Origin of the sequence: Streptomyces sp. NPDC059224 (assembly GCF_042754285.1) — a bacterium.
Classification (GTDB): Bacteria; Actinomycetota; Actinomycetes; order Streptomycetales; family Streptomycetaceae; genus Streptomyces.
In genome coordinates this window covers 1-19,739 of sequence record NZ_JBHZAN010000050.1, presented here as the reverse complement: position 1 = coordinate 19,739, position 19,739 = coordinate 1, and the positions used below count along the sequence as shown (strand labels likewise).

General features: G+C 68.1%; 19 protein-coding genes and 1 pseudogene. 10 read left to right on the top strand and 10 right to left on the bottom strand.

What is annotated here, in order from left to right; translation table 11 throughout:
* Positions 1-184: 184 nt before the first annotated feature.
* On the top strand, positions 185-868 hold the full coding sequence (locus tag ACFXI4_RS38775; protein ID WP_385000587.1) for a TetR/AcrR family transcriptional regulator: 684 nt from the start codon (positions 185-187) through the stop codon (positions 866-868).
* 55 nt (positions 869-923) lie between these two features.
* Here ACFXI4_RS38775 and ACFXI4_RS38770 read toward each other — a convergent pair whose 3' ends face one another.
* The 5 genes and pseudogenes from ACFXI4_RS38770 to ACFXI4_RS38750 form a co-directional block, all read right to left on the bottom strand.
* Entirely contained in the window at positions 924-1,484 is a 561-nt protein-coding gene (locus tag ACFXI4_RS38770; protein WP_385000584.1) for a transposase, read from the bottom strand.
* Between the two features lie 769 nt (positions 1,485-2,253).
* Positions 2,254-2,388, bottom strand: a pseudogene (locus tag ACFXI4_RS38765) (transposase); the annotation flags it as partial.
* 336 nt (positions 2,389-2,724) lie between these two features.
* Positions 2,725-3,171 (bottom strand): VOC family protein, encoded by a 447-nt coding sequence (locus tag ACFXI4_RS38760; protein ID WP_385000581.1) that lies wholly within the window; start codon positions 3,169-3,171, stop codon positions 2,725-2,727.
* A 1-nt stretch (position 3,172) separates the two neighbouring features.
* Complete coding sequence (locus ACFXI4_RS38755) at positions 3,173-3,946, bottom strand: SDR family NAD(P)-dependent oxidoreductase (protein WP_385000578.1); 774 nt, start codon at positions 3,944-3,946, stop codon at positions 3,173-3,175.
* A 111-nt stretch (positions 3,947-4,057) separates the two neighbouring features.
* Positions 4,058-4,999, bottom strand: a complete 942-nt coding sequence (locus ACFXI4_RS38750) for an SDR family NAD(P)-dependent oxidoreductase (RefSeq protein WP_385000575.1) — start codon at positions 4,997-4,999, stop codon at positions 4,058-4,060.
* Between the two features lie 132 nt (positions 5,000-5,131).
* Between ACFXI4_RS38750 and ACFXI4_RS38745 the strand changes: the two genes are divergently transcribed.
* The 6 genes from ACFXI4_RS38745 (at position 5,132) to ACFXI4_RS38720 (ending at position 10,638) form a co-directional block, all read left to right on the top strand.
* Positions 5,132-5,713 carry a TetR/AcrR family transcriptional regulator gene (locus ACFXI4_RS38745; RefSeq protein WP_385000573.1) on the top strand — a complete coding sequence of 194 codons (582 nt, stop codon included), beginning with the start codon at positions 5,132-5,134 and terminating at the stop codon, positions 5,711-5,713.
* Positions 5,714-6,646: 933 nt separating this feature from the next.
* Positions 6,647-7,411, top strand: a complete 765-nt coding sequence (locus ACFXI4_RS38740) for an SDR family NAD(P)-dependent oxidoreductase (protein WP_385000570.1) — start codon at positions 6,647-6,649, stop codon at positions 7,409-7,411.
* Positions 7,412-7,866: 455 nt separating this feature from the next.
* A complete protein-coding gene (locus ACFXI4_RS38735) occupies positions 7,867-8,790 on the top strand; it encodes a helix-turn-helix domain-containing protein (protein WP_385000567.1) in 924 nt (307 codons plus the stop codon).
* A 174-nt stretch (positions 8,791-8,964) separates the two neighbouring features.
* The gene (locus ACFXI4_RS38730) at positions 8,965-9,987 is read left to right on the top strand and encodes a DUF4331 family protein (protein ID WP_385000564.1); all 1,023 of its coding nucleotides are present in this window, start codon (positions 8,965-8,967) and stop codon (positions 9,985-9,987) included.
* A 343-nt stretch (positions 9,988-10,330) separates the two neighbouring features.
* The gene (locus ACFXI4_RS38725) at positions 10,331-10,489 is read left to right on the top strand and encodes a hypothetical protein (protein ID WP_385000561.1); all 159 of its coding nucleotides are present in this window, start codon (positions 10,331-10,333) and stop codon (positions 10,487-10,489) included.
* Complete coding sequence (locus ACFXI4_RS38720; protein ID WP_385000558.1) at positions 10,483-10,638, top strand: hypothetical protein; 156 nt, start codon at positions 10,483-10,485, stop codon at positions 10,636-10,638. Before ACFXI4_RS38725 ends, ACFXI4_RS38720 begins: the two co-directional genes overlap by 7 nt.
* 294 nt (positions 10,639-10,932) lie before the next feature.
* Here the strand turns inward: ACFXI4_RS38720 and ACFXI4_RS38715 are convergent, their stop codons facing one another.
* Positions 10,933-12,039, bottom strand: coding sequence for an MFS transporter (locus tag ACFXI4_RS38715; RefSeq protein WP_385000555.1), 1,107 nt, complete (start codon positions 12,037-12,039; stop codon positions 10,933-10,935).
* 142 nt (positions 12,040-12,181) lie between these two features.
* Here ACFXI4_RS38715 and ACFXI4_RS38710 point away from each other — a divergent pair, with 142 nt between their 5' ends.
* Entirely contained in the window at positions 12,182-12,652 is a 471-nt protein-coding gene (locus ACFXI4_RS38710; RefSeq protein WP_385000552.1) for an Lrp/AsnC family transcriptional regulator, read from the top strand.
* An 861-nt stretch (positions 12,653-13,513) separates the two neighbouring features.
* Here ACFXI4_RS38710 and ACFXI4_RS38705 read toward each other — a convergent pair.
* The 4 genes from ACFXI4_RS38705 to ACFXI4_RS38690 all read right to left on the bottom strand — a co-directional run bounded on the left by ACFXI4_RS38705 (position 13,514) and on the right by ACFXI4_RS38690 (position 17,420).
* On the bottom strand, positions 13,514-14,110 hold the full coding sequence (locus tag ACFXI4_RS38705; RefSeq protein ID WP_385000549.1) for a cysteine hydrolase family protein: 597 nt from the start codon (positions 14,108-14,110) through the stop codon (positions 13,514-13,516).
* On the bottom strand, positions 14,107-15,582 hold the full coding sequence (locus ACFXI4_RS38700; protein ID WP_385000546.1) for an MFS transporter: 1,476 nt from the start codon (positions 15,580-15,582) through the stop codon (positions 14,107-14,109). Before ACFXI4_RS38700 ends, ACFXI4_RS38705 begins: the two co-directional genes overlap by 4 nt.
* Entirely contained in the window at positions 15,579-16,058 is a 480-nt protein-coding gene (locus ACFXI4_RS38695; protein ID WP_385000543.1) for a MarR family winged helix-turn-helix transcriptional regulator, read from the bottom strand. The genes ACFXI4_RS38700 and ACFXI4_RS38695 overlap by 4 nt, the downstream gene beginning before the upstream one ends.
* An 876-nt stretch (positions 16,059-16,934) precedes the next feature.
* Positions 16,935-17,420, bottom strand: coding sequence for a MarR family winged helix-turn-helix transcriptional regulator (locus ACFXI4_RS38690; protein WP_385000671.1), 486 nt, complete (start codon positions 17,418-17,420; stop codon positions 16,935-16,937).
* A 109-nt stretch (positions 17,421-17,529) separates the two neighbouring features.
* Here ACFXI4_RS38690 and ACFXI4_RS38685 point away from each other — a divergent pair, with 109 nt between their 5' ends.
* Together ACFXI4_RS38685 and ACFXI4_RS38680 are read left to right on the top strand one after the other, a co-directional pair.
* Positions 17,530-18,132 (top strand): UbiX family flavin prenyltransferase, encoded by a 603-nt coding sequence (locus ACFXI4_RS38685; protein WP_385000540.1) that lies wholly within the window; start codon positions 17,530-17,532, stop codon positions 18,130-18,132.
* Positions 18,132-19,601 carry a UbiD family decarboxylase gene (locus ACFXI4_RS38680; RefSeq protein WP_385000537.1) on the top strand — a complete coding sequence of 490 codons (1,470 nt, stop codon included), beginning with the start codon at positions 18,132-18,134 and terminating at the stop codon, positions 19,599-19,601. The genes ACFXI4_RS38685 and ACFXI4_RS38680 overlap by 1 nt, the downstream gene beginning before the upstream one ends.
* The last annotated feature ends 138 nt before the right edge of the window (positions 19,602-19,739 follow it).

The window sequence follows — 19,739 nt, the reverse complement described above, 5'->3', positions numbered from 1 at the left end:
GGGCAAGTGAGCGCACTCCTCCATGCGCTGCCGCAACGTCTCGCGGAGCGGATGGTCGCGGCGGCCACGCTGGTGTTCATGCCGGGTGCTGGCCAGGCAAGACCGGCCCTGTGAACACGTCCTAGGCATGCGGCGGACCCACAGGTCAAGATCATCAAGAGCATTCCGAGTGCAAGGTACACGAATGGGATCAGGAAGTAGGAGCGGGAAACCCGCCGAGCGGGCTTTGCGCGCGGATGCTGAGCGGAATCGTCAGCAGATCGTGGAGGCGGCGCGTGCCGTGTTCGCTGAGCAAGGCTTGGACGTGTCCCTGGAGGAGATCGCTGAGCGTGCCGGGGTGGGTATTGCCACTCTCTACCGTCGCTTCCCCACCCGGGCTGAGCTGGTGGCCGCGGTGTTCGCGGTGAAGCTACGCGAATACGCAACGGTCGCGGAGGAGGCTTTGCAGTGCCCCGATGCCTGGGCGGGATTCTGCGAGTATGTGGAGCGGGTTTGTGCCATGCAGGTGGCCGACCGGGGATTTGCTGATGTGATCACGATGGCGCTGGCCCCGTCGGAGACCTCAAAGGATCTCTGGGGCCTCGAGTACCAGGCCGGTGTCCGGATCATCCGTAGGGCACAGGAAGCCGGAGCATTGCGCCAGGACTTCGTTCCGGAGGACATCCCGTTGTTGCTGATGGCCAATGCCGGAGTGATCCGGGTGTCCCGGGATGCGGCCCCGCATGCATGGCGGCGGCTGGTTGCGTTCTTACTCGATGCGAGCCGGGCGGACAATTCCGGGCCCCTGCCCGCGGCGCCGACGGCGGCCCAGACCGAGCGAGCGATGATCAGCTACGCCGGGTCCAAGGGAATCTCGTCGACCTACTGAATTTTGGGGCACAACGAAAGCCCACCCAGCTCCGTAGCCAGCCAGCAGGATCTCCCTACTCACTTTCGCAGCAGACCCTGGCCTCAATGCCGTGACTCTGTTGGGGATCTATGCCAGCGCCGGTCGCGTACCGGCGTTGCCACTGCTCGGTCTGCTGGTCGAGCCGATTGCGCAGCTGAATCTCGCGCAGCGGCCGCGGCAGCACCGCCACTGAGCGGGAGCGAGTGGCCGAGGAGGTGCACCGTGCGCGATCTGGGCAAGGCCTGCAGTCGGCCTCGGCGACGCGGGACTGAACGTAGGTGTGGCCGGAGATGTTCAGCTTGGTCCAGGACGCACTCATCACGCCGCGCGGGCAGATGGCCTGCTCGTTGACCCAGTCGATGGTGAAGCCGCTTTGTTCGAAGCCCGAAGCCGCTTTGGCCTGGCGGCTGTTGTCCGCGAGGGCCGGGCCGAGCAGCCTGATGCCGTGTATGCGCTGAGCCCGCTCGATGTGGGCGGGTGAGAGGTGGGCGGTATCCACGATGTGCTCGGCCGGAGCCCGGTCACGGATGGCGAGGTCGTCGTGGATCTTCTCGGTCAGCTGCCCGTCCTGGACGGGAGCAATGGCGGTGGCCACGTGCACCACCCGGTGCGACAGGTCCTGATCACACGACTCGGTGACATGAACCCGCTATCCGCTCCACTCGACACCGCGTTTGACGCAGGAGTGCGCGTCCGTGTCATACGGGGAGTCGAACCGCAGCGAGGCCGGCGGCAGGGCAGTGCCTTCCCGCCGGCGCAAGTGCCCCTCGGGATCCGAGTAGTACCGGTGGATCCAGACCTGCCGCAGGTTCTCCACCTGCCGCACGTCCGCAGAGGGGGCGGGGCGCCGGCCGCCCAGGCCGCAGTGAGGAGCGTGTGCCCGTCCCGGCCGAAGGCCTCGGCATGGCTATGGCGGTGAACTTGGCCCCGCTTGGGGCGACCAGGAGTGGACCCGCCTAAATCGGACAGAGCCTGTATCGGTCTCGCGTGGCTCCACCTCCCACCAGGCGAGGGGCGCACACGTGGGTCCACCGCAAGCCGCCCTCGAACATCCGAGTGGAGCCACGGCAGGCCGTCCCGAGGTGGGGCCAGCGTCACCGTCATAGCCACCTCGGCACGTTCCCGCACCGCTGCCGGCACCTTCCCGATCTCGACCTTCCGGCGGTATCGCTTGGCCCACCCGGGTTCGATCCGCGGCACGAGCCAGTCCGGCTCGGCCTCGGCGATCTCCTCCAGCGCGGCCCGCACGCTCTCGCCCGCCAGCTCCGGCCGGCTCAACCGCCGCACCGCCGCCAGGACATGGGCGGCGTCGGATGCTGTCGGCCCCGCCTCGAGCAGTCCGGCCGCCGCCAGGCAGTCCAGCATCAACTGCAGCAGCTGATCCGCCCGGTCGCCTCGGCCAGCCGGGGCCGGAACTCACTGAGCAGCGAGCAGTCGAACTCCGGATCGTCCAGATCAAGGCCGAGCCCGTACGTCCAGTCGATCCTCGTGCGCACCGCATCCGCCGTCGCCGGTCCGAGAGGTTCTCGGCGAACTGCAGCACCGACACCAGCGCCAACTGCCCCGGTGAGAAGGCCGGTCGGCCATCGGCCGGATACAGGTCAGCGAAGTCCTCGTCGGTGAACACCACATCCAGCCGGTCCCGCATCAGCACCACCGGCGTCCCCTCGGACACGCCGCCCGCGCCGTCCGGACCGTCATCGGGGGAAGCCGCTGGAAATTTGCCGAACGCATCGACACCGTCCACGCCCCACACCGAGGCCGCCCCACCAACCACCATCAGCGATCGCCGTCACCACCCCGTCAAGATCACCAACAGAGTCACGGCATTGCCCCTAGCCCCTCTTGGGAGAGACTGGTGCGGTTGTCCGAGTCTCCTCGGTCGTCGTCAGTTCGATGAGGTTGCCTTCGGGATCGGTGACGTAGGCGAACCTGATGCCGGGCCTGGTCTGGGCGTCGGCGGGCTCGGTCACAAGGTTTCCGCCAAGAGCCCTGATCGTGGTAAGCGCGGCGTCAAGGTTGTCGATGCGCAGGGACCAGTGGAACCAACCCTGGGTCCGTGCTCCGTCGGCCACGCTGGTGTGCTCCTGCGGCCGTGAGCCAGGAACCTGGGTGAGTTCGAGGCACAAGCCCGGGGTGCCGGTGAGCACGGCGACCCGGGAGTGACCGTCGGCGAGCACACGGGGCCCCGTGGTCGTCATGCCGAACGCCCGGCAGTAGAAGGCACTGATGCGGTCGAGGTCACCGACAGACAGGCCGACATGGTCGGTGCTGGCAGCCATGTCAGTGCACCGTGTATCCGCCGTCGACGGGAACGACCGCACCGGTGACGAAGCTGGACTGCTTGGAGCAGAGCCAGACGATCGCGTCAGCGATCTCTTGTGCTTGGGCGATGCGGCCCAGGGGATGCTCGGCGATGCGGGCTGCCATGACCTCGGGAGAGCGGCCGGTGGCGACGAGGGGAGTTTCGACGAGGCCGGCCGCTACGATGTTGACTCGGATTCCCAGGGCTCCGTAGTCCAGGGCCGCGGTCTTGGTCAGTCCGGCGCCGCCGTGCTTGGCTGCGACGTAGCCTGCGAAGCCGGGGGCTCCGACCAGGCTGGCACCGGATCCGACGTTGACGATCGCGCCCGACTTCTTCCGGGCCATGAGCGCAAGCTCGTACTTCATGCTGAGGAACATGCCGCGCAGATCGATAGCGATCATGCGGTCGAACTGGGCCGTGTCGTAGTCGGCGAGCGGGCGCAGGGCATCGCCCCCGCTCACGCCGGCACTGTTGACGGCGATGTCGAGTTGTTCCTGTTCGCCTCCGGCCGCCGTGACAGCGTTGATGACGGAGTTCTCGTCGCTCACGTCGCAGATCACCGCCTGACCGTCGCCGCCCGCGGCGTGGATGAGCTCGACCGTCTCGCGCAGAGTTGCTTCGGTGCGGCCAGCAACGGTCACGTAGGCGCCCTGCTGCGCCAGGGTCACCGCGGTGGCACGGCCGATGCCCGTGCCACCTCCGGTGACGAAGGCCCGCAGACCGTCGAAGCGCTCAGGGTTGTTTGTGTTCATGTTTGCTCCTGTTTGTGATGCTTAACGCCACCGGGCCCGGCAGGACCTCAGGTGCGGCGTCCGCCGGAATGGGCAGCGGGGTGCTGGAGCACCCGGGGCGGGATGGGCCCGTTACTGGCCGACGCCGGTCAGTTCCACCGACAGGTCCCACAGGCGGCGGGCGTTGTCGGGGTCGACGGCGTAGTCAGCGACCCCTCGACGCACACCCGGCGTGAAGGGGGCGGCTTCCTGACAGTCCTCGAAGTATGTGCCGGTGACGCCTTCGACCAGCGGCGAGGCGGCCAGGAGTACGGAGGTTGCCGCACCTTGGGCGATGTTCTTCACGGATACGCCGCTCTGGCCTGAGGGGTCGAACGATGCCGGAGGCGCCTCCATGTGACGGCCGAGGTTGGTTCCCCAGATGCGTCCGGGATTGAGGGCATTGACGGCGATGCCGTCCGCGGCCCAGCGTTTGGCCGCTTCGACCGCGAACAAGATGTTGGCCGTCTTGGACTGCGCGTAGGCCAGCCAGGGGTCGTAGGGCTCCTTGGTGAAGTCGGGGTCGTGGAAACGGACGGGTCCGTTGACGTGCCCAACCGAGCTGAGGACGACCACACGGGCCTTGCCGGCGGCAGCGAGCGAGTCGTGGAGGCTGACGGCCAGCGCGAAGTGGCCGAGGTGGTTCGTTGCGAACTGCAGCTCTCGCCCCTGCGGGGTGCGGCGCTCGGGGGTGGCCATGACCCCGGCGTTGGCGACGAGGATGTGCAGCGGGCCCGACCAGCTGGCTGCGAATTCCTTGACGGAGGCGAGGTCGGCCAGGTCCAGTTGTGCGGCGCGCGTGAGGGGGTTGCCCGTCTGCGCGGCGATCTCCCGCGCGGCGGCGTTGCCCAGGTCCAGGTTGCGAGCTGCGATGGTCACCTCGGCGCCCGCGGAGGCGAGGGCGCGGGCGGTTTCCTGGCCCAGCCCGCCGGCGCCGCCTGTCACGATCGCGCGCCGGCCGATGAGGTCGGTGCTGGCCACCACTTCCGAGGCGGTCGATTGTGCACCGAACGGTGTGGTGATGGGCTGTTTCATCTGTATGTTCCTTGATCAGTTATGCGGCCGAGCCGGGCTTGAGGCGGCTCAACTACAATGCGAGCAGTAAGTGGAGTCGGATCCACTTAGCTCGACTATAAGCGGAGCTGGCTCCGCTTACAAGGAGGAGCGATGCCCCGCTCATTGCGCGCCGACGCACAGGCGAACTACGACCGGCTGATGGAGGCTGCCGCGCGCACGTTCGCGACAGAAGGAGCGGATACGTCCCTGAAGGCGATCGCCGCCGAGGCAGGCGTCGGGATCGGAACCCTGTACCGCCGCTTTCCGACGCGCGAGGACCTCATCGAGGCCGTCTACCGCAACGAGACCGACCGTCTGTGCGCATCGGTGCCGCAACTGCTCGAGGACCACGATCCGGTGGACGCGCTACGGCAGTGGATGGAGGTATTCGTGGACTACATGCTCACCAAACAGGGAATGGCGGATGCCCTGCCCTCCATACTCGCCGCGCGCGAAGGACTGCGCCTGCACAGCCGCGAGGCACTGGGCGGAGCGGTCCGCACCCTCCTCGATGCAGGCATCGCCGCCGGGCGCCTGCGCAGCGACGCCGCGCCCAACGATGTCCTCATGGCGGTCGGCGGCATCACGCTCATTGCTGGACACGAGCACCAGCGTGACCTCGCATCTCGGCTGATCCGTCTGCTTCTTGACGGACTCGCCGCAGGCCGCGGCGCCTCACCGACTACGCCGTAGCCGCGCCAAGCGCCCCCGAGGCCAGCGCCTGCCAAGTTCCCCGTGGCACGCGCCACCCACGTGCAAGCGGGAGGCGCAACAGAGCCCGCAGGCCGAGATGCCCCGCGGCGGCGCACGCAGGCCGTCGAGCCCCGCTTCCAGCCCTCACGGGGCACTTGGGCGTGACGAGCTCCTGCTGGGGCTGCCGCCCGTCCCGCCACGGCCGGTCCCATTCCAAGCAGCAGGTCCGCCAGAGGCGGCAGCACAGGCACGACATACACCCCAACGGTGCCCCCTGCTGCTTGGCCGAAGACCTTCACCGGCTCCGACCAGATTCGCGCCGTCGAGCAGAGACGGGGCCACAACGCGAGCCCCATCGCATCTGGGCCCACTTCCCTGCACCCGACTGGCCGGTAACCCCAGTGACCTGATCCGATGTCGTGGCGCGGGCGGACGCAGACCGCGGCCGCCGTGTCGTCGCCGCTCTCGACCGTTCCCGGATCGATGCCCCCGACCGGCAGCCCTTCCGCACGGTCGTCCAGGCCCACCACCCGCTCCTGCGATCCATTGCGCTCGGAGAGGGCAGACCCTTCAGCGGCCCACGCACCGGCGAGGCACTCACGCACGTGCACCCAATCCGCCACCTGCAACGCCCCCACGCCGCAGTGCACTTCACGGGGTCCCTCTTCGGCCATCCGCGGCCTACCGCCACCGAGGCGGCCGCAGACAGCCCCCCTCCGACGCCTCGCCGCAGGCAGAACCTGCGGCGAGGCGTTGCCGGGCGTGGCTTTCGTCGCGCGCGCACTGGCATGTGGTGGCCGTTCACCGGGATGCGGTCAGTCGATCGAGGCCTCCGCCTGCCACCCAGAATCAGATAAGTGGAGTCGGCTCCGATTCCGTGTTAGCGTGAGCGGAGTCGGCTCCGGTTATGGAGCGGAAAAGAAAGGCAGACACATGGGTAACTCACTGGAAGGCACCGTCGCGCTGGTCACCGGGGCCAGTAGCGGCATAGGAGCCGCCACCGCACGGCGGCTCGCGCAGGAGGGCGCTTCGGTAGCGCTCGTCGCCCGCCGGGCGGACCGCCTGGCAGAGGTGGTCAGCGCGATCGAGTCCGAGGGTGGCACCGCACAGGCCATTGCCTCCGACATCACCACCCGGGCGGCCGCCCACGACGCCGTCGAGCAGGCCGTGGCCGCGTTCGGCCGCCTCGACACGGTCGTCAACAACGCCGGCGCCATGCTGGTCGGCCCGTTCGCGGACGCTCCGGACGGCGAGTGGGAACGCATGGTCGACATCAACCTGATGGGGCTGCTGTATGTGACGAAGGCCGCCCTGCCCCACCTGATCAAGGCAGCTGAGCAGGATCCCCGGCGGACCGCGGACCTGGTCAACATCAGCTCCTCCGCCGGACGGGTCGCCCGCCCCGGCACTGCGGTGTACAACCTCACGAAGTTCGGGGTCAACGGGTTCTCCGAGGCTTTGCGTCAGGAGATGCAGTCCCTGCGAGTGCGGGTCAGCGTCATCGAACCCGGCAACGTCGACACCGAACTCGCCTCCCACACCCGGGAAGAGCTGCGTGCGGGAGTCGAGGCCCAGACGCAGGCCATCGAGCGACTCCAGCCTGAGGACATCGCAGACGCCGTGGCCTACATCGTCACCAGCAACCGTCGGGTGGCCGTCAACGAGGTCTTCGTCCGCGCCGCCGACCAGACCTGGTAGAGTCACGGCGAGAGCGTGCGCGCAGGTGGGGCGGGCGACACCGCCAACCCCACCCCGCACGGCCCCCCTCGCGGCAGCGCCCTGCTGCACGACCGCACGATGCAGGCCAGGACGCCGCAGACGGCCGCGGCGCAGCGGGCGGGGCCGGCGGAGACGAGGGCGCCTCAGACGTCACGCAAGCCCGCCGACGGCTCAGTGCGTTGCCGTCCGCCGCGGCTCCTCACGGCTGCCACCCCTGACGCAGTACGGGCGGCGGACGCCGGCGCAGTCGGAGCGGACCACCCGTGAGGGCGGTTCCCCACGGGGCCAGCGTTGCATCAGTTCATCCTTTTTCTGCTAGTTCTCGCTATATATTCCGCTGTCACGCGTCATGGTGAGAGGCGACGGAAAGGGGGTCCAACAGGCCCCCTTTCGGCACTCCAGCCACGGTGGCGTGCCCGTCTACGGTGGTGGACATGGCCGAGCAACCCAACACGGCCCTGGCGGCGTTCCTGCGCTCGCGTCGGGCCAGGATCACACCCGCAGAAGCCGGCCTGTCGCCCGAAGCGGGCGTCCGCCGCGTCCCAGGGCTGCGACGCGAGGAAGTCGCCCGGCTGGCCGGTGTCAGCGTCGACTACTACATCCGCCTGGAACGAGGGCGTCACCTCAACCCCTCCACATCTGTCCTTGACGCAATCGCCCGCGCCCTTCACCTGACCGAACTGGAGCGGGTTCACCTGGTGCGGATCGCCAAACCCACCCGTGACCGCCGGCGGCCCTACCCGCAGCAGCGCATCCGTTCCGGCTTGCAGGTCCTGCTCGACAGCCTCATCGACGTCCCGGCCCTCGTCCTCGGGCGGCGTCTGGACGTGCTCGCAGCCAACCATCTCGCCCGTGCCCTGTACACCGACTTCAATGCCTTGCCGGCGCGCAGCCGGAACATGGCCCGTCTGGTCTTCCTCGACGACCATTTCCGGTCCCTGTACGCCGACTGGGAAGACGCCGCCCGCGGCATCGTTGCCGCCCTGCGCCTATACGCCGGACGTCATCCGCACGACCCCGCCCTGGCCGAACTTGTCGGTGAACTCTCCGTCCAGGACGCGGACTTCCGCACCTGGTGGGCCGGCCACGATGTCGCCCAACGCACTCACGGCACCAAGCACCTGCACCATCCCGTGGTCGGCGACCTCGTCCTGTGCTACGAAGCCCTCACCCCCGTCGGCGACCCGGAACAAACACTGGGAGTTGTCGTCCCGCAACCCGGATCCGCTTCAGCTGAGCGCCTGAAACTACTGGCGAGCTGGGCCGTGACCGAGCAGCCTTCCCGCGCAGACACGAATCCCGACGAGTCACCTCACGGTGGTCATCGGGACACTTCGAATCCGCGGACCACCGATTAGGCCTGACGGCAGTCGTCGCCCCGGCAGCAGGCCGCGCACATTCGAGAGCGGTACGCCGACATCAACCTCGGCTTCCCCGGAGCCACCCCCACCACCGGAGCGCGCGCCATCGGCCCTCCCCGGCCGACACCCGGCGAGCGCTACAGCAACAACACTGCGAGGAGCGAACCTGTTATGTCCCATCACCTCGACACCCCGCTGGCGGCTCAAAACGGTCAGCTGTACATCGACGACCTGTACGTCTTCCCAGGCGAGAACAGCACGGTGTTCGTCATGGACGTGAACTCGAACATCACTGGCGTCTACGCTGAACCGGGCTTCCATCACGAGGCACGCTACGAGTTCAAAGTGCACTTCGACGGCGCAGAGTACGAGTCCCTGACCTACCGCTTCTCCTTCGGAGAACCCGATACGAGCGGTCACCAGTCACTCGAGTTGTCCACCCTGACCGGCCCGGACGCACGCGAGGACGCCGCCGACGGCGAGCTCGTGCTCCGGGGCCGCACCGGTGAGACGGCCGAGGCCTATGGCACCCGCGTCTGGGCAGGCCGCGTCGCGGACTCGTTCTATATCGACCTCAGCCTGCTGGCGATCATCAACGGTGCAGTCGCCAAGGGCATCCCGGTGGATCTGTCCTCCTGGCGACCGAAGGAGGCCACGAACAGTTTCACCGGCACGTCCGTCGAGACAATCGTGCTGGAGGTTCCCCACACCCACGCGCTGCTGAAGCCCGGCGCCCGCACAGGGGTGTGGTGCGCGACCAAGCTCGCCACCGATGCGGGCGGCTGGAGGCAGATCAACCGAGCGGGCAACCCCATGATGTGGCCCATCTTCTGGCCGGACGACACGGACTTCTCCAACCCGGCCAACACCCGGCACCCCTGCGAAGACCTCGCCGCAGCCGGCGACCAGATCGCCGCCCAGGTCGCCGCCGTCGTCCGCGCGACCGGCACCGCACACGACCCCGAAGGCTACGGCCGGACGGTGGCCCATCAGCTCTTCCCGGACGTACTGCCCTACGTCGTCGCAACCCCCGCCTCTTTCGGCTTCGCCACCCGCAACGGCCGCCCCCAGGCTGACAACGCACCCGAAGCCATGCTCTCGCTCGTGACGAACATGCCCGTTGCCTCAGGCCTGACCCCGGCGACCTCCGCCGACCTGCGCGCCCGGCAGTTCCCCTACGTCGTCCCGGCGTAACAGCGACAGGACTTCTCCAGACCGGTGCCCCCTCGGCGAACCCCCGCGCCGCGGGGGCACCCCTTCTTCTGGGCCCGCAGCTCTGCGACATGCTCGCGGGCACCGCCTGGCCTGCACCACGAGCACAAGGGCCTGAACCTCCCGCCCGCCCGCCCGCCTGGCTGGCTGGCTGGCTGGCTGGCTGGCTGGCTGGCTGGCTGGCTGGCTGGCTGACGCTCTCACGTCGCTGAAGATGGCGGTGGCACGCCGCAGGCAAGAAGAGCGCACGCCCAGCGGAATGTGTGCGCCGCCCTCATACTCCGTTCCCGCGCCGACAGACGACAGGTACCAACCCCTTGGGCGTATGGCCGGGTTCGTGCTGAGCGCCGTGGAGCTTTTGAGGAACACTTTCATGGCCTCCTCCATCGGCATCGCGCACCGCGATGTCAACCCGCTGGCCCAGGCACACACCGCGGAGCTGGCTGACCTTATGCGCACTGCACCGCAGCAGTTCGTGTGCTGACAAGCCGTCTACCGGCCCCTTCACTCGGCCACTACTTCAGCACGCTGCTCAACCCTGTCCTGCTTCAGGAGCACGGCGTCGAGAGGTTCGTCGTCATTGCCAAATACCAGGTGCTGACCGACCGCGAGGTTGCCAGCAACCCGCCCTGACATGTCAAAGCCTCGTCGCGGACCACCTCGCGCGGGCATCGACCCGGCGCGCAGCGGGCGACATGCAGGTGAGCGTGGTCAGACCGTGCGGGCCGGAACTCACCCTGCGGCAGCCTGTTCAGCCTCAGGCTCAAACCGCCGGGGTCGCCGCTGCAGCCCGCACGGAGCATGCACCGCCGGTCGATTCGGCCGTCTGACGCAGCTGGTGGTCGAGTTACTGTAGGTGCGAGAACCGTTGCCCAGGCAGGCCTGCTGCACGTCTGAATTGACGTCCCCAGGCAGAGCAGGCTGGCGTTATGCGAGCTGCGACTGCTGCGGCGATGCCGCGACCATGAGCAGTCCGGCCGCACAGACAACGGCAGCAGCCAAACCCAGCCTTGCGAACCCCACGCTGGAAACGATGGCTCCAGCGCATGCGGTGCCGACCGCGGCCGAGATGTATGTGATCGAGTTGTACAGCGCCAGTGCCTCAGATGCAGCGGAGGCCCGCGATATGCGGACCACCAGCATGGTCAGTGCTGTCTCGTTCACCATGCCCCATACCGCTGCGGCAAGCAGCACCGTCGGCAGGGTGCGGTCGGCGAGAGGCAACAGCGCGTAGACCGCGATCAATGCAGCAAACGTCAGAGGCAGCAGTATGCGCTCCAAGCGATTCGTCCAACGGTGCAGCAGTCCCGCGGACGCGAAACCACATCCGTACGCGAGGGCTACTGCGGAGGAGAGACCAGGACCGTGTCCCAAGTGCGCCCTCGCATCGGAGCCGACGAACGCGAAGACTCCGTAGAACGTAGCCATGAACGCCGCTACTGCACCGAGGAGAGGCAGGACCGCACGGTCGCTGAGAACCTCGCGGAACTGAGGTCGCCTCTCCTCAGGCGGGTCGGCAGACGGCAGGCCGAGACCGAAGACTGCAGCTACCAGGGCCAGCGCGGCCAGAACAACGAAAGCGCTGCGCCAAGAGAACAGTTGCGCGATCAGCCCGGCCACCGGAATCCCCACCACCAGTGACAGCGCCCAGCCGAGAAGCACCCGGCTCGTCGCCCGGCTTGCCAGCTCTCCATCGACCATGACGGCAACTAGTCCATACACCGCAGGCAACGCGATTCCCGCTGCCGCACCAGCGACAACAACGCCTGTGAGCAACCCCAACCCGTCGGAGGCACTCGCCACAACGACAAGACCGGCCGCGAGACCGGCAAGTCCTCCTACGACTCGAGCGCGGCCGGCCAACCTGCGAAGGCATACGCCCGCCGCAAACGAACTTGCAGCAAGCGCAAGGCCATAGATCCCGAAGATCCCGCCAGCAGTGACGGCGCTGAGACCGACGCCCTCGGCGATGTCAGGCAGCAGAACACCTGGAACGAGCGCCTGTGCCCCGATAGCTGTCACAGCGGCGGTCAAGATCCACAAGGTTGACGGCAATGGTTGCCGACGTTCCAAAGAAGCACTCATGGATCTAGAATGCATATAGCCTTATGGCAGATTCACCGAAAAATTAGAAGGTCCGAACCTGGTTCGGCCGAACCTCATCCTAGGAGGCGGCGTGGATGACATCGACCGAACACTGATCGGTCTGCTCCAGGAGGACGCCTCACGCACGTACGCAGATCTGGCTGCTGCCGTCACACTGTCAACCGGTGCCGTCCATGAACGGGTGCGGAAACTGCGACAGCGGGGGATCATCCTCCGTACGACAGTGGACTTGGACGCGAAGGTCCTGGGCCGCCCCGTCGTTGCCTTTGTTCTGATGGAGACAGAGGGGTGGATCACGAAAGCGATCCGCCAGGCGACCATCGAAGACCCGCGAGTGGAAGATCTGCACACTGTGGCGGGTGAGGCGAACTTCGTCCTGAAAGTCCGCGTGGGGGATCCCGCTGAACTGCAGCGTTTTCTCCGCAGTCTCTATGACGTGGCCGGCGTGCGCCGAACGCGCACGCTAATGGTGCTCGACACCTATGTGGACCGTCGTCCGGGCGTGGCACCGGTCAACGAGGAACTGTCGCCACCGGACTGAGTGCCTGCCACAGGATTGGGTTTTGGTTCGAGCATGACGTGCTGGTGGCTGGCCGCCTGAAACGAGGCCGCCGTCTGGGACAGGCTGCACGCCGTGCCGCTGAAGGAACTGCGATCGAAGAACCAGCTGGAGTGGTCCCGGGCAGTGATCGACTCGTCGCACATGCGGGCGGCCCGCCGGTGCCCAAACGCGGGCCCAGCCCGGTCGAACCGTGCACGGCCGGGCAGCACCCCCATCATCGGCGGGCAGGGCATCCCGCTCGCGGTGTCACCGGCCCCCGCCCCTGTTCGACAAGATTCCGGCCGTTGCAAGCCTGGCCGGAAGGCCCAGCCGACGGCCGGACGCCCTTCCGGCAGATGTCCTACAGGCACAGCCGGTCGCCCGACGACGGCTGGGGCCAGGGAGGCAGCAGCGGTTTGATCAGCACAAACAGTCCGAATCGTCACACCGGTCACGCCCGCCCCCTGCGCGAGAGCCGGGGCGCGATCGTCAACGTCTCCAGCACCTACGGCCAGCCACCGGCCGAACCTCGTCGCCGCCCACTACGGGGCGTCCACGGCGGCCCTCGAACAGCCGACCCGCTCATGGACGGTTGAACTGGCGGCCGACGGCATCCAGGTCATGCCGTCGTTCCCGGACCGACCGAAAGTCAGGCTCGGGCTGCCGCAGGACTTTCCGAAGCCGTCATTCCAGGCCAAGCAGCAGGAGGTCGCCCGAATCCCCTGGCCGTCGCGTCGAGCCCGAGGAGGTCGACAACTTGATCCTGCGCCCGGACCGGATACCACCTGGCTCACCGGCCAGATCCTTACGCTGACGGAGCCTGGAACGGGCCTGAGGCCTCGGCCCGCGCGACACTTCGCGTCAGGCGGCCTTGAGCAGCGCGGTCAGGTCGGCCGTGTCGATCAGGTGGGCGCGGGACGGGAACACCTTCTCGACCAGGACCCGGTTGACCTCCGGGTCATGGTCGGCGACGCCGTCGGTCAGGACGTACACCTGGTAGTCGCGGTCGGCGGCGTCGATGAGGGTGGACAGGACGACCCCGCTGGTGCTTATGCCGGAGAGGATCAGGGCGTCAATGCCGCGGCTGCGCAGCTGCTCGTGGAGGTCGGTGGTGGAGATCGAGCCGAAGCGGATCTTGCGGACGACGATGTCGCCGTCCTCGGGGGCGATCCGTGCGTCGATCTGCGTGGCGTCGTCCTCGTGGTGCAGCATCTTCGCGGCGGCCACCGCGCTGAAGGCCTTGTTGGTATCGGGGACCGCGTTCCAGTCGTCCTCGGCGAAGGCGACGCGGACGTAGCCGATGGTGCCGCCGACGGCGCGGAGGTCGGCCATCGCGCCCTTGACCCTCTCGACGAGCGCGTCGGATTCGGGGACGTGGGCGAGAATTCCGTTCTGGAAGTCCATGGCCAGCAGGGCGGTCCGCCGGGGGTCGATCGCGGGGTGGGCGGGGGTGGTCATGCGTGGTTCTCCTTGCGGGGGTTTGGTGCAGCGTTCGCAGCGTTTGTAGGGGTGTTGGCCGTGCTGCGGGCCATCAGCTGACGGTCCAGGACGGTCAGGAGCAGGACGACAACACCCGCCGCGACCAGAACGAGGCCGAGGCTGTGCAGACCGTCGTCGCTCGCCCCATCGTGGAAGACGATGCCGCCGATCACGGACGATGCGATGGTCCCGAGGTATCCGAAGGTCCTAAAGAGGCCGGCAGCGGTGCCGATCTGGTCGGGCGGTGCCGCAAGGTAGAGGGCGGTCTGATTGCCGACCGTGGTAGCGGCCGAGGTGACGCCGAAGATCAGGGAGACCAGGACGACCGCGAGGGCGGGGCTGTGCGAAGTGAGCAGCATGATGGCGGCCGAACCGATCAGCATGGTCAGCGCTGCGGTGATCAGCGGTCCGCGTACCAGGTTGCGGCGCGTGAGGGGGCGGGAGAGCAGTGCGGAGGCGGCACCCATCGGGAGCAGCAGGAGTCCTGCCTGCACGGTGGAGTAGCCGTGTGCGGCTTCCATCCACTGCGTCATGCCGTACATGACGGTGTACGTGCCCAGGAGGGTGAGGGCCTGGCGCAGGTAGGTGCGGGTGAGAGTCGTGTTGGCGGCGAGGCCGCGAAAGTCGAAGAACGGGGCCGTCACGCGCAGTTCCCACCAGGCTGTGGGTACGGCGGCCGCGACGAAGACGGCGAGCGCGGCCCACGCGGGCTGCGGGAGGCTCATCAGGAAGATGACCAGTGCGGTCATCGTGGTGGCGAAGCCGATGATGCCGGGCAGGTCGATCCGGTCGGCGATCGTACGGAAGGCGCTGTCCGCGCGGTCGAGCGGCGGGTCCTTGGGGAGCCAACGCAGAGCCATGACCAGAGCGATCACGGTGACCGGGAGGTTGATGAAGAAGGCCCAGCGCCAGCCCGCCGCGCCGACCAGGAGTCCTCCGAGGGGCGGGCCGATGGCGGCGGTGGCCATGCCGGCGATGGCGAGGCCGCCGAGGACGCCGCCCGGCGGGGTGTCCAGGCCGCTGTCCTGGGCGCGTCGCCGGATCATCACCATGGCGCAGGGGAAGGCCGCCGAGGTGCCGGTGCCGATCAGGATCCGGGCGGCGGTGAGCATGGTCAGGTTCTGGCCGAAGCCACCTACGAGACCGCCGAGCAGGACGAGGACGATGCCGGAAAGGAAGATGCGGCGCGGGCCGAGCACCTCCGCCAGTTTCCCGGCGGTGGGCTGGGCGACGGCGCTGGCCAGGTAGAGGGCGGATACAAGGGCCGCGGTGGCACCGACGGAGACTTTTAGTTCGGCGGCGATGGGGACCGTAGCGGTCGCGATGATGGAGCTGTTGATCGGGTTGAGGGCCGAGCCCACATAGAGCGGGGTAGTGAAGGGCCAGGCGAAGAGCTTGTACTGCCGATCGTGCGTCGAGGCTTCGGCGGGCCCGGCTGCGGCTGCTCTCATATGCCGCTGCCACTGAGGTCGGCTTCGGCGAGCCGCTCCAGGAGTTCGATGGCCTTCTCCACGTCCTGACGCTCGCCCGGGACGACCACCTGGTCGATGGCGCGCGCCAGGAAGGAGGCGCGGCCTGTCAGAAGCCGGTCGATCAGCTCGGTCGCGGACGGGTCGGCGCTGATCAGCTTCTTGCGACCGTCCCTCGGGTCAGGCTGGCTGTGGACGAGACCGGCGGCCTTGAGGACCGCCAGGCTCTGTGCGATCGACTGGGCGCTGACGTGCTCGATGGTGGCGAGCCCCGCCGCAGTGACCGGGCCTTCTCGTATCACGCTCGCCAGGACGCCCAGCTGTGTGGCTGTCAGACCAGTCGCGTGCTGCCCCGACTCCGCGCGCAGCCGTGCGCGCAGCCGTGTCATCGCGTCCTGCAAGCGCTGCGCGGTCGCGGCAGGCGCTGTGGACTGCTGCTGCCCGGGAGTCGTGTTCATGCCCCCATCCTAAAATTCCACAAGTAACTTAAGCAAGTTACTTGTGGAATTTTAGGTCCTCGTCCGGTGGGCCGGCCGGATGGCCAGCCCACCGGATCCCAGCGACGCGTCGCGGCGTCAGTCGGTGCGGACGGTGATGAGCCCCCGGCGGGTGCACTCGTCCATCAGGTCGGAGAAACGGCCGCGCACCGTCTCCGGGCGCGGCTGCCAGATGCGGCAGACCGCGTGCGCCAGCACGCTGGGCGCGGCAAGGTACGGCCGAACAGGACATTGACGCCTTCGGCGGTGGTGTCGCCAGCGGCATGATGCGGGCGACACCCGCGTTGTCGACCAGCACATCCAGCTGCTCCCACCGCTCGATCGCGGCATCGGGCCAGCCCTGCCGTACAGGCCGAGGCGCACGGATTGGATCGGCATGCACGACTCGATCCGGCCCAGTCTGCCGCAGGAACACCCGGCCCACTGCACGCCGTGGCGTGCACACCGTCCACAAACCCGACCCCACAAACGCCGCTTGGACGATGTCGTCCATGAGTACATGGCCTTGACGGCGTTTTGCCTACCCCTTGCCGGAGCCGGGGCAAATGATGTTGCTGCGGATGCCGTGGGTCGCGGCCTCGATCGCGGAGCTCTGGTCATGGCAACCTCGGCGGCCTTGGTGGCGGCGTAGCCGGAAAACCCGGGACGCCCACCAGCCCCGGGCCGGAGGACATGCTCACGATCACGCCGGAGCTCTGTGGTGGCGCGTCACCTTGCGTCAGACGACTCCCTCGACGACGGCGCGTCCCAACAGGCCGTCAGTGTCGTCGACCCAAGCCAGGACCGTGCCGTCGGAGCTCACATGACCTGCACCCCGGCGCGGCACGCTGTCCACGGTCAGCGCTGATGCCATTTTCCGTCATCTTCGCTCGCCCCCCGGCCACCCGCGGTTCCTGCGTCGCCGATCTGTTTGAGCAACAAGGTGAGGGTCGCGAGCGACTCCGGTCCCAGCAACTCCTCGATCCACCGGCTCGTTTCCTGGGCTTGGATCCGGCCCGTGGCTGCGCGTTCGCGCCCGGCAGAGGTGAGGGTGACGAGCTGGCGGCGGCGGTTCGCGGGGTCGACCGTCTTGGTCAGCAGTCCGCGGGCGACCAGCCGATCGAGCAGCGGGGTCAGTGTCGAGCGGTCGACGGCCGCCAGCGAGCCGAGGGTCGTCTGGTCGAGGCTGCCGCGTTCGTCCAACACTTGGACCACGGCGAACTGCACGGGAGTGAGATCTCCTGCGCGGGACTGCCATGAGGCGTTGATCACCTGCGTTGCACGCCGCAGGTGATGCGCCATGCCGTCAGCGAGCAGTCCGTCGTATCGGGCCCCGGTCACCATGCCCACGACTTTACTCCGTGCACTGTGAGTCCGCCCACGAATAGTTGGTACACAAATAGTTGTGGGATACATTGACCGTGTACGAATTGATCGCACACGGAGAGTTCTCATGTCGAAAAAGGTGATCGTGGGCATGACCGGGGCGACCGGCGCCATCTTCGGGATCGAGATCCTGCGCAAGCTGCTGCCGCTGCCCGACATCGAGACGCATCTGGTGCTGTCCCAGTGGGCCAAGGCGACGATCCACCTGGAGACCGGCCTGTCGGTGCGGGAGGTCACCGCACTGGCCGACGTGTCGTACAGCGCGCACGATCAGGGCGCTGCGATCTCCTCCGGGTCCTTCCCGGTGCACGGCATGATCGTCGCCCCGTGCAGCATGAAGACACTCGCGGGCATCCGCGCGGGGTACGCCGATGGGCTGGTCTCCCGCGCCGCCGACGTGACGCTCAAGGAGGGCCGACGGCTGGTCCTCATGCCCAGGGAGACCCCGCTCAGCGAGCTTCACCTGGAGAACATGCTGGCGCTTGCCCGCATGGGCGTCCGGATCGTGCCGCCCATGCCGGCCTTCTACAACCTTCCGAAGTCCGTCGACGAGGTGGTCGACCACCTCGTCGTCCGGGTGCTGGATCAGCTGGACATCCAGGTCTCTTCCGCAGGGCGCTGGACCGGCATGCCCACCAGCCACTCCCTCATCGCAGAAAGAAGCAACTGATGTACGACCACGCCGACCTGCGGTCCTACCTGGCCGCCCTCGAAGCCCTGGGAGACGTCCAGCACATCACCCGGGAAGTCAGCCCACACCTGGAAGCCGCAGCCATCACGCGCCGTTCCACCGAACTCACCCGTCCTGCCCCCCTCTTCGACAACGTCGCAGGAGTGGCACCCGGTTTCCGCATGGCCGGCGCGCCCTGCGCCCTGTCCAGCATCCCCGGACACCCGCTGGCCCGGGTGGCTCTCTCCTTCGGCCTGCCGCACACCGCGACCGCCGCCGAGATCGTTGATCACTTGGTGCAAGCACGCTCGCGCGAGCCCCTGCCGCCGCGCCGGGTGAACGCAGGCGACGCACCGTGCAAGCAGAACATCCTGCTCGGCGACGACGCGAGCCTGGCTCGCTTCCCCATCCCGAAGGTTCACCAGGACGACGGTGGCCCCTACGTCAACACATGGGGCGTCATCATCGCCCGCACCCCGGACGGCCGGTGGACCAACTGGGCAATCTCCCGCATCATGCAGGTCGACGATCGGCACATGACCGGACTGGTGCTGCCCGGACAGCACCTGGGCCAGGTCTGGCGCGAGTGGGAGGCGCTCGGGCAGCCGATGCCGTTCGCCCTCGTGCAGGGCGGAGACCCCGGAGTCCCGGCGGTCGGCGCGATCCCCCTGCCCGCCGGCGCCGACGAGGGCTCCTACCTCGGCGCACTGCGCGGCCGACCGGTCGACGTAGTGCGGTGCGAGACGAACGACCTGGAGGTGCCAGCCGGCGCCGAGGTCGTCATCGAGGGCCACCTGTCGGCCACCCGCGACGCGATCGAGGGCCCGTTCGCCGAGTTCCACGGCTGGGCGTTCGACGAGACTTCGCCCCAGCCGCTGTTCACCATCGACGCGATCACCCACCGGGACAACCCGATCTGGCCCGTGGTGGCCGCCGGCCGCCCGGTCGACGACTCGCACGCCCCGTCCGGCCCCGGCGTGGCAGCCGAGGTCCTCGCAGCCCTGCGGGACGCCGGCCTGCCGGTCACCACCGCCTGGCTGCCCCTCGCTGCGGCCTGCCACTGGCTGGTCATCACCGTCCCGGCCAACTGGCGCGAGCAGTTGCCCGGCGTGGACACCGCCGGGTTCACACACCGCATCGGCGAGGTGATGAGCACCAGCCGGGCCGGGCGGCTCTGCCCGGTGACCTACGTGCTGGACGACGACATCGACCCGTCGAACGAGACAGATCTGCTGTGGGCACTGGGTACCCGGGTACATCCGGTCAAGCGCCAGGAGAGCTTCGAGGGGCCGATCATGCCCTGGTACCCGTGCTATCTGGAGGAGGAACTCCACTCCGGCCGCGGCGCCACCGTCGTCCACGACGCTCTGCTGCCGCCTCTCGGCGCTGGCCGAGTGCCGCCCGCCGCGTTCGACAGCGTCTATCCAGCGGACCTGCGCGCCCGCGTCCTGGCCGCAGAAAAGGCCTGAGCCTGACGCCCGGAGGCCGACCACTCCACCGCCCCGGGGGGGGGGCGGCGCGAGTGTCGGGGGCGCACAGGCTGTCGGCGCGCAGCCTCCCCGCCCCAACGACGGCCATTTAAGATAGATACAATGAGACACAAAGTT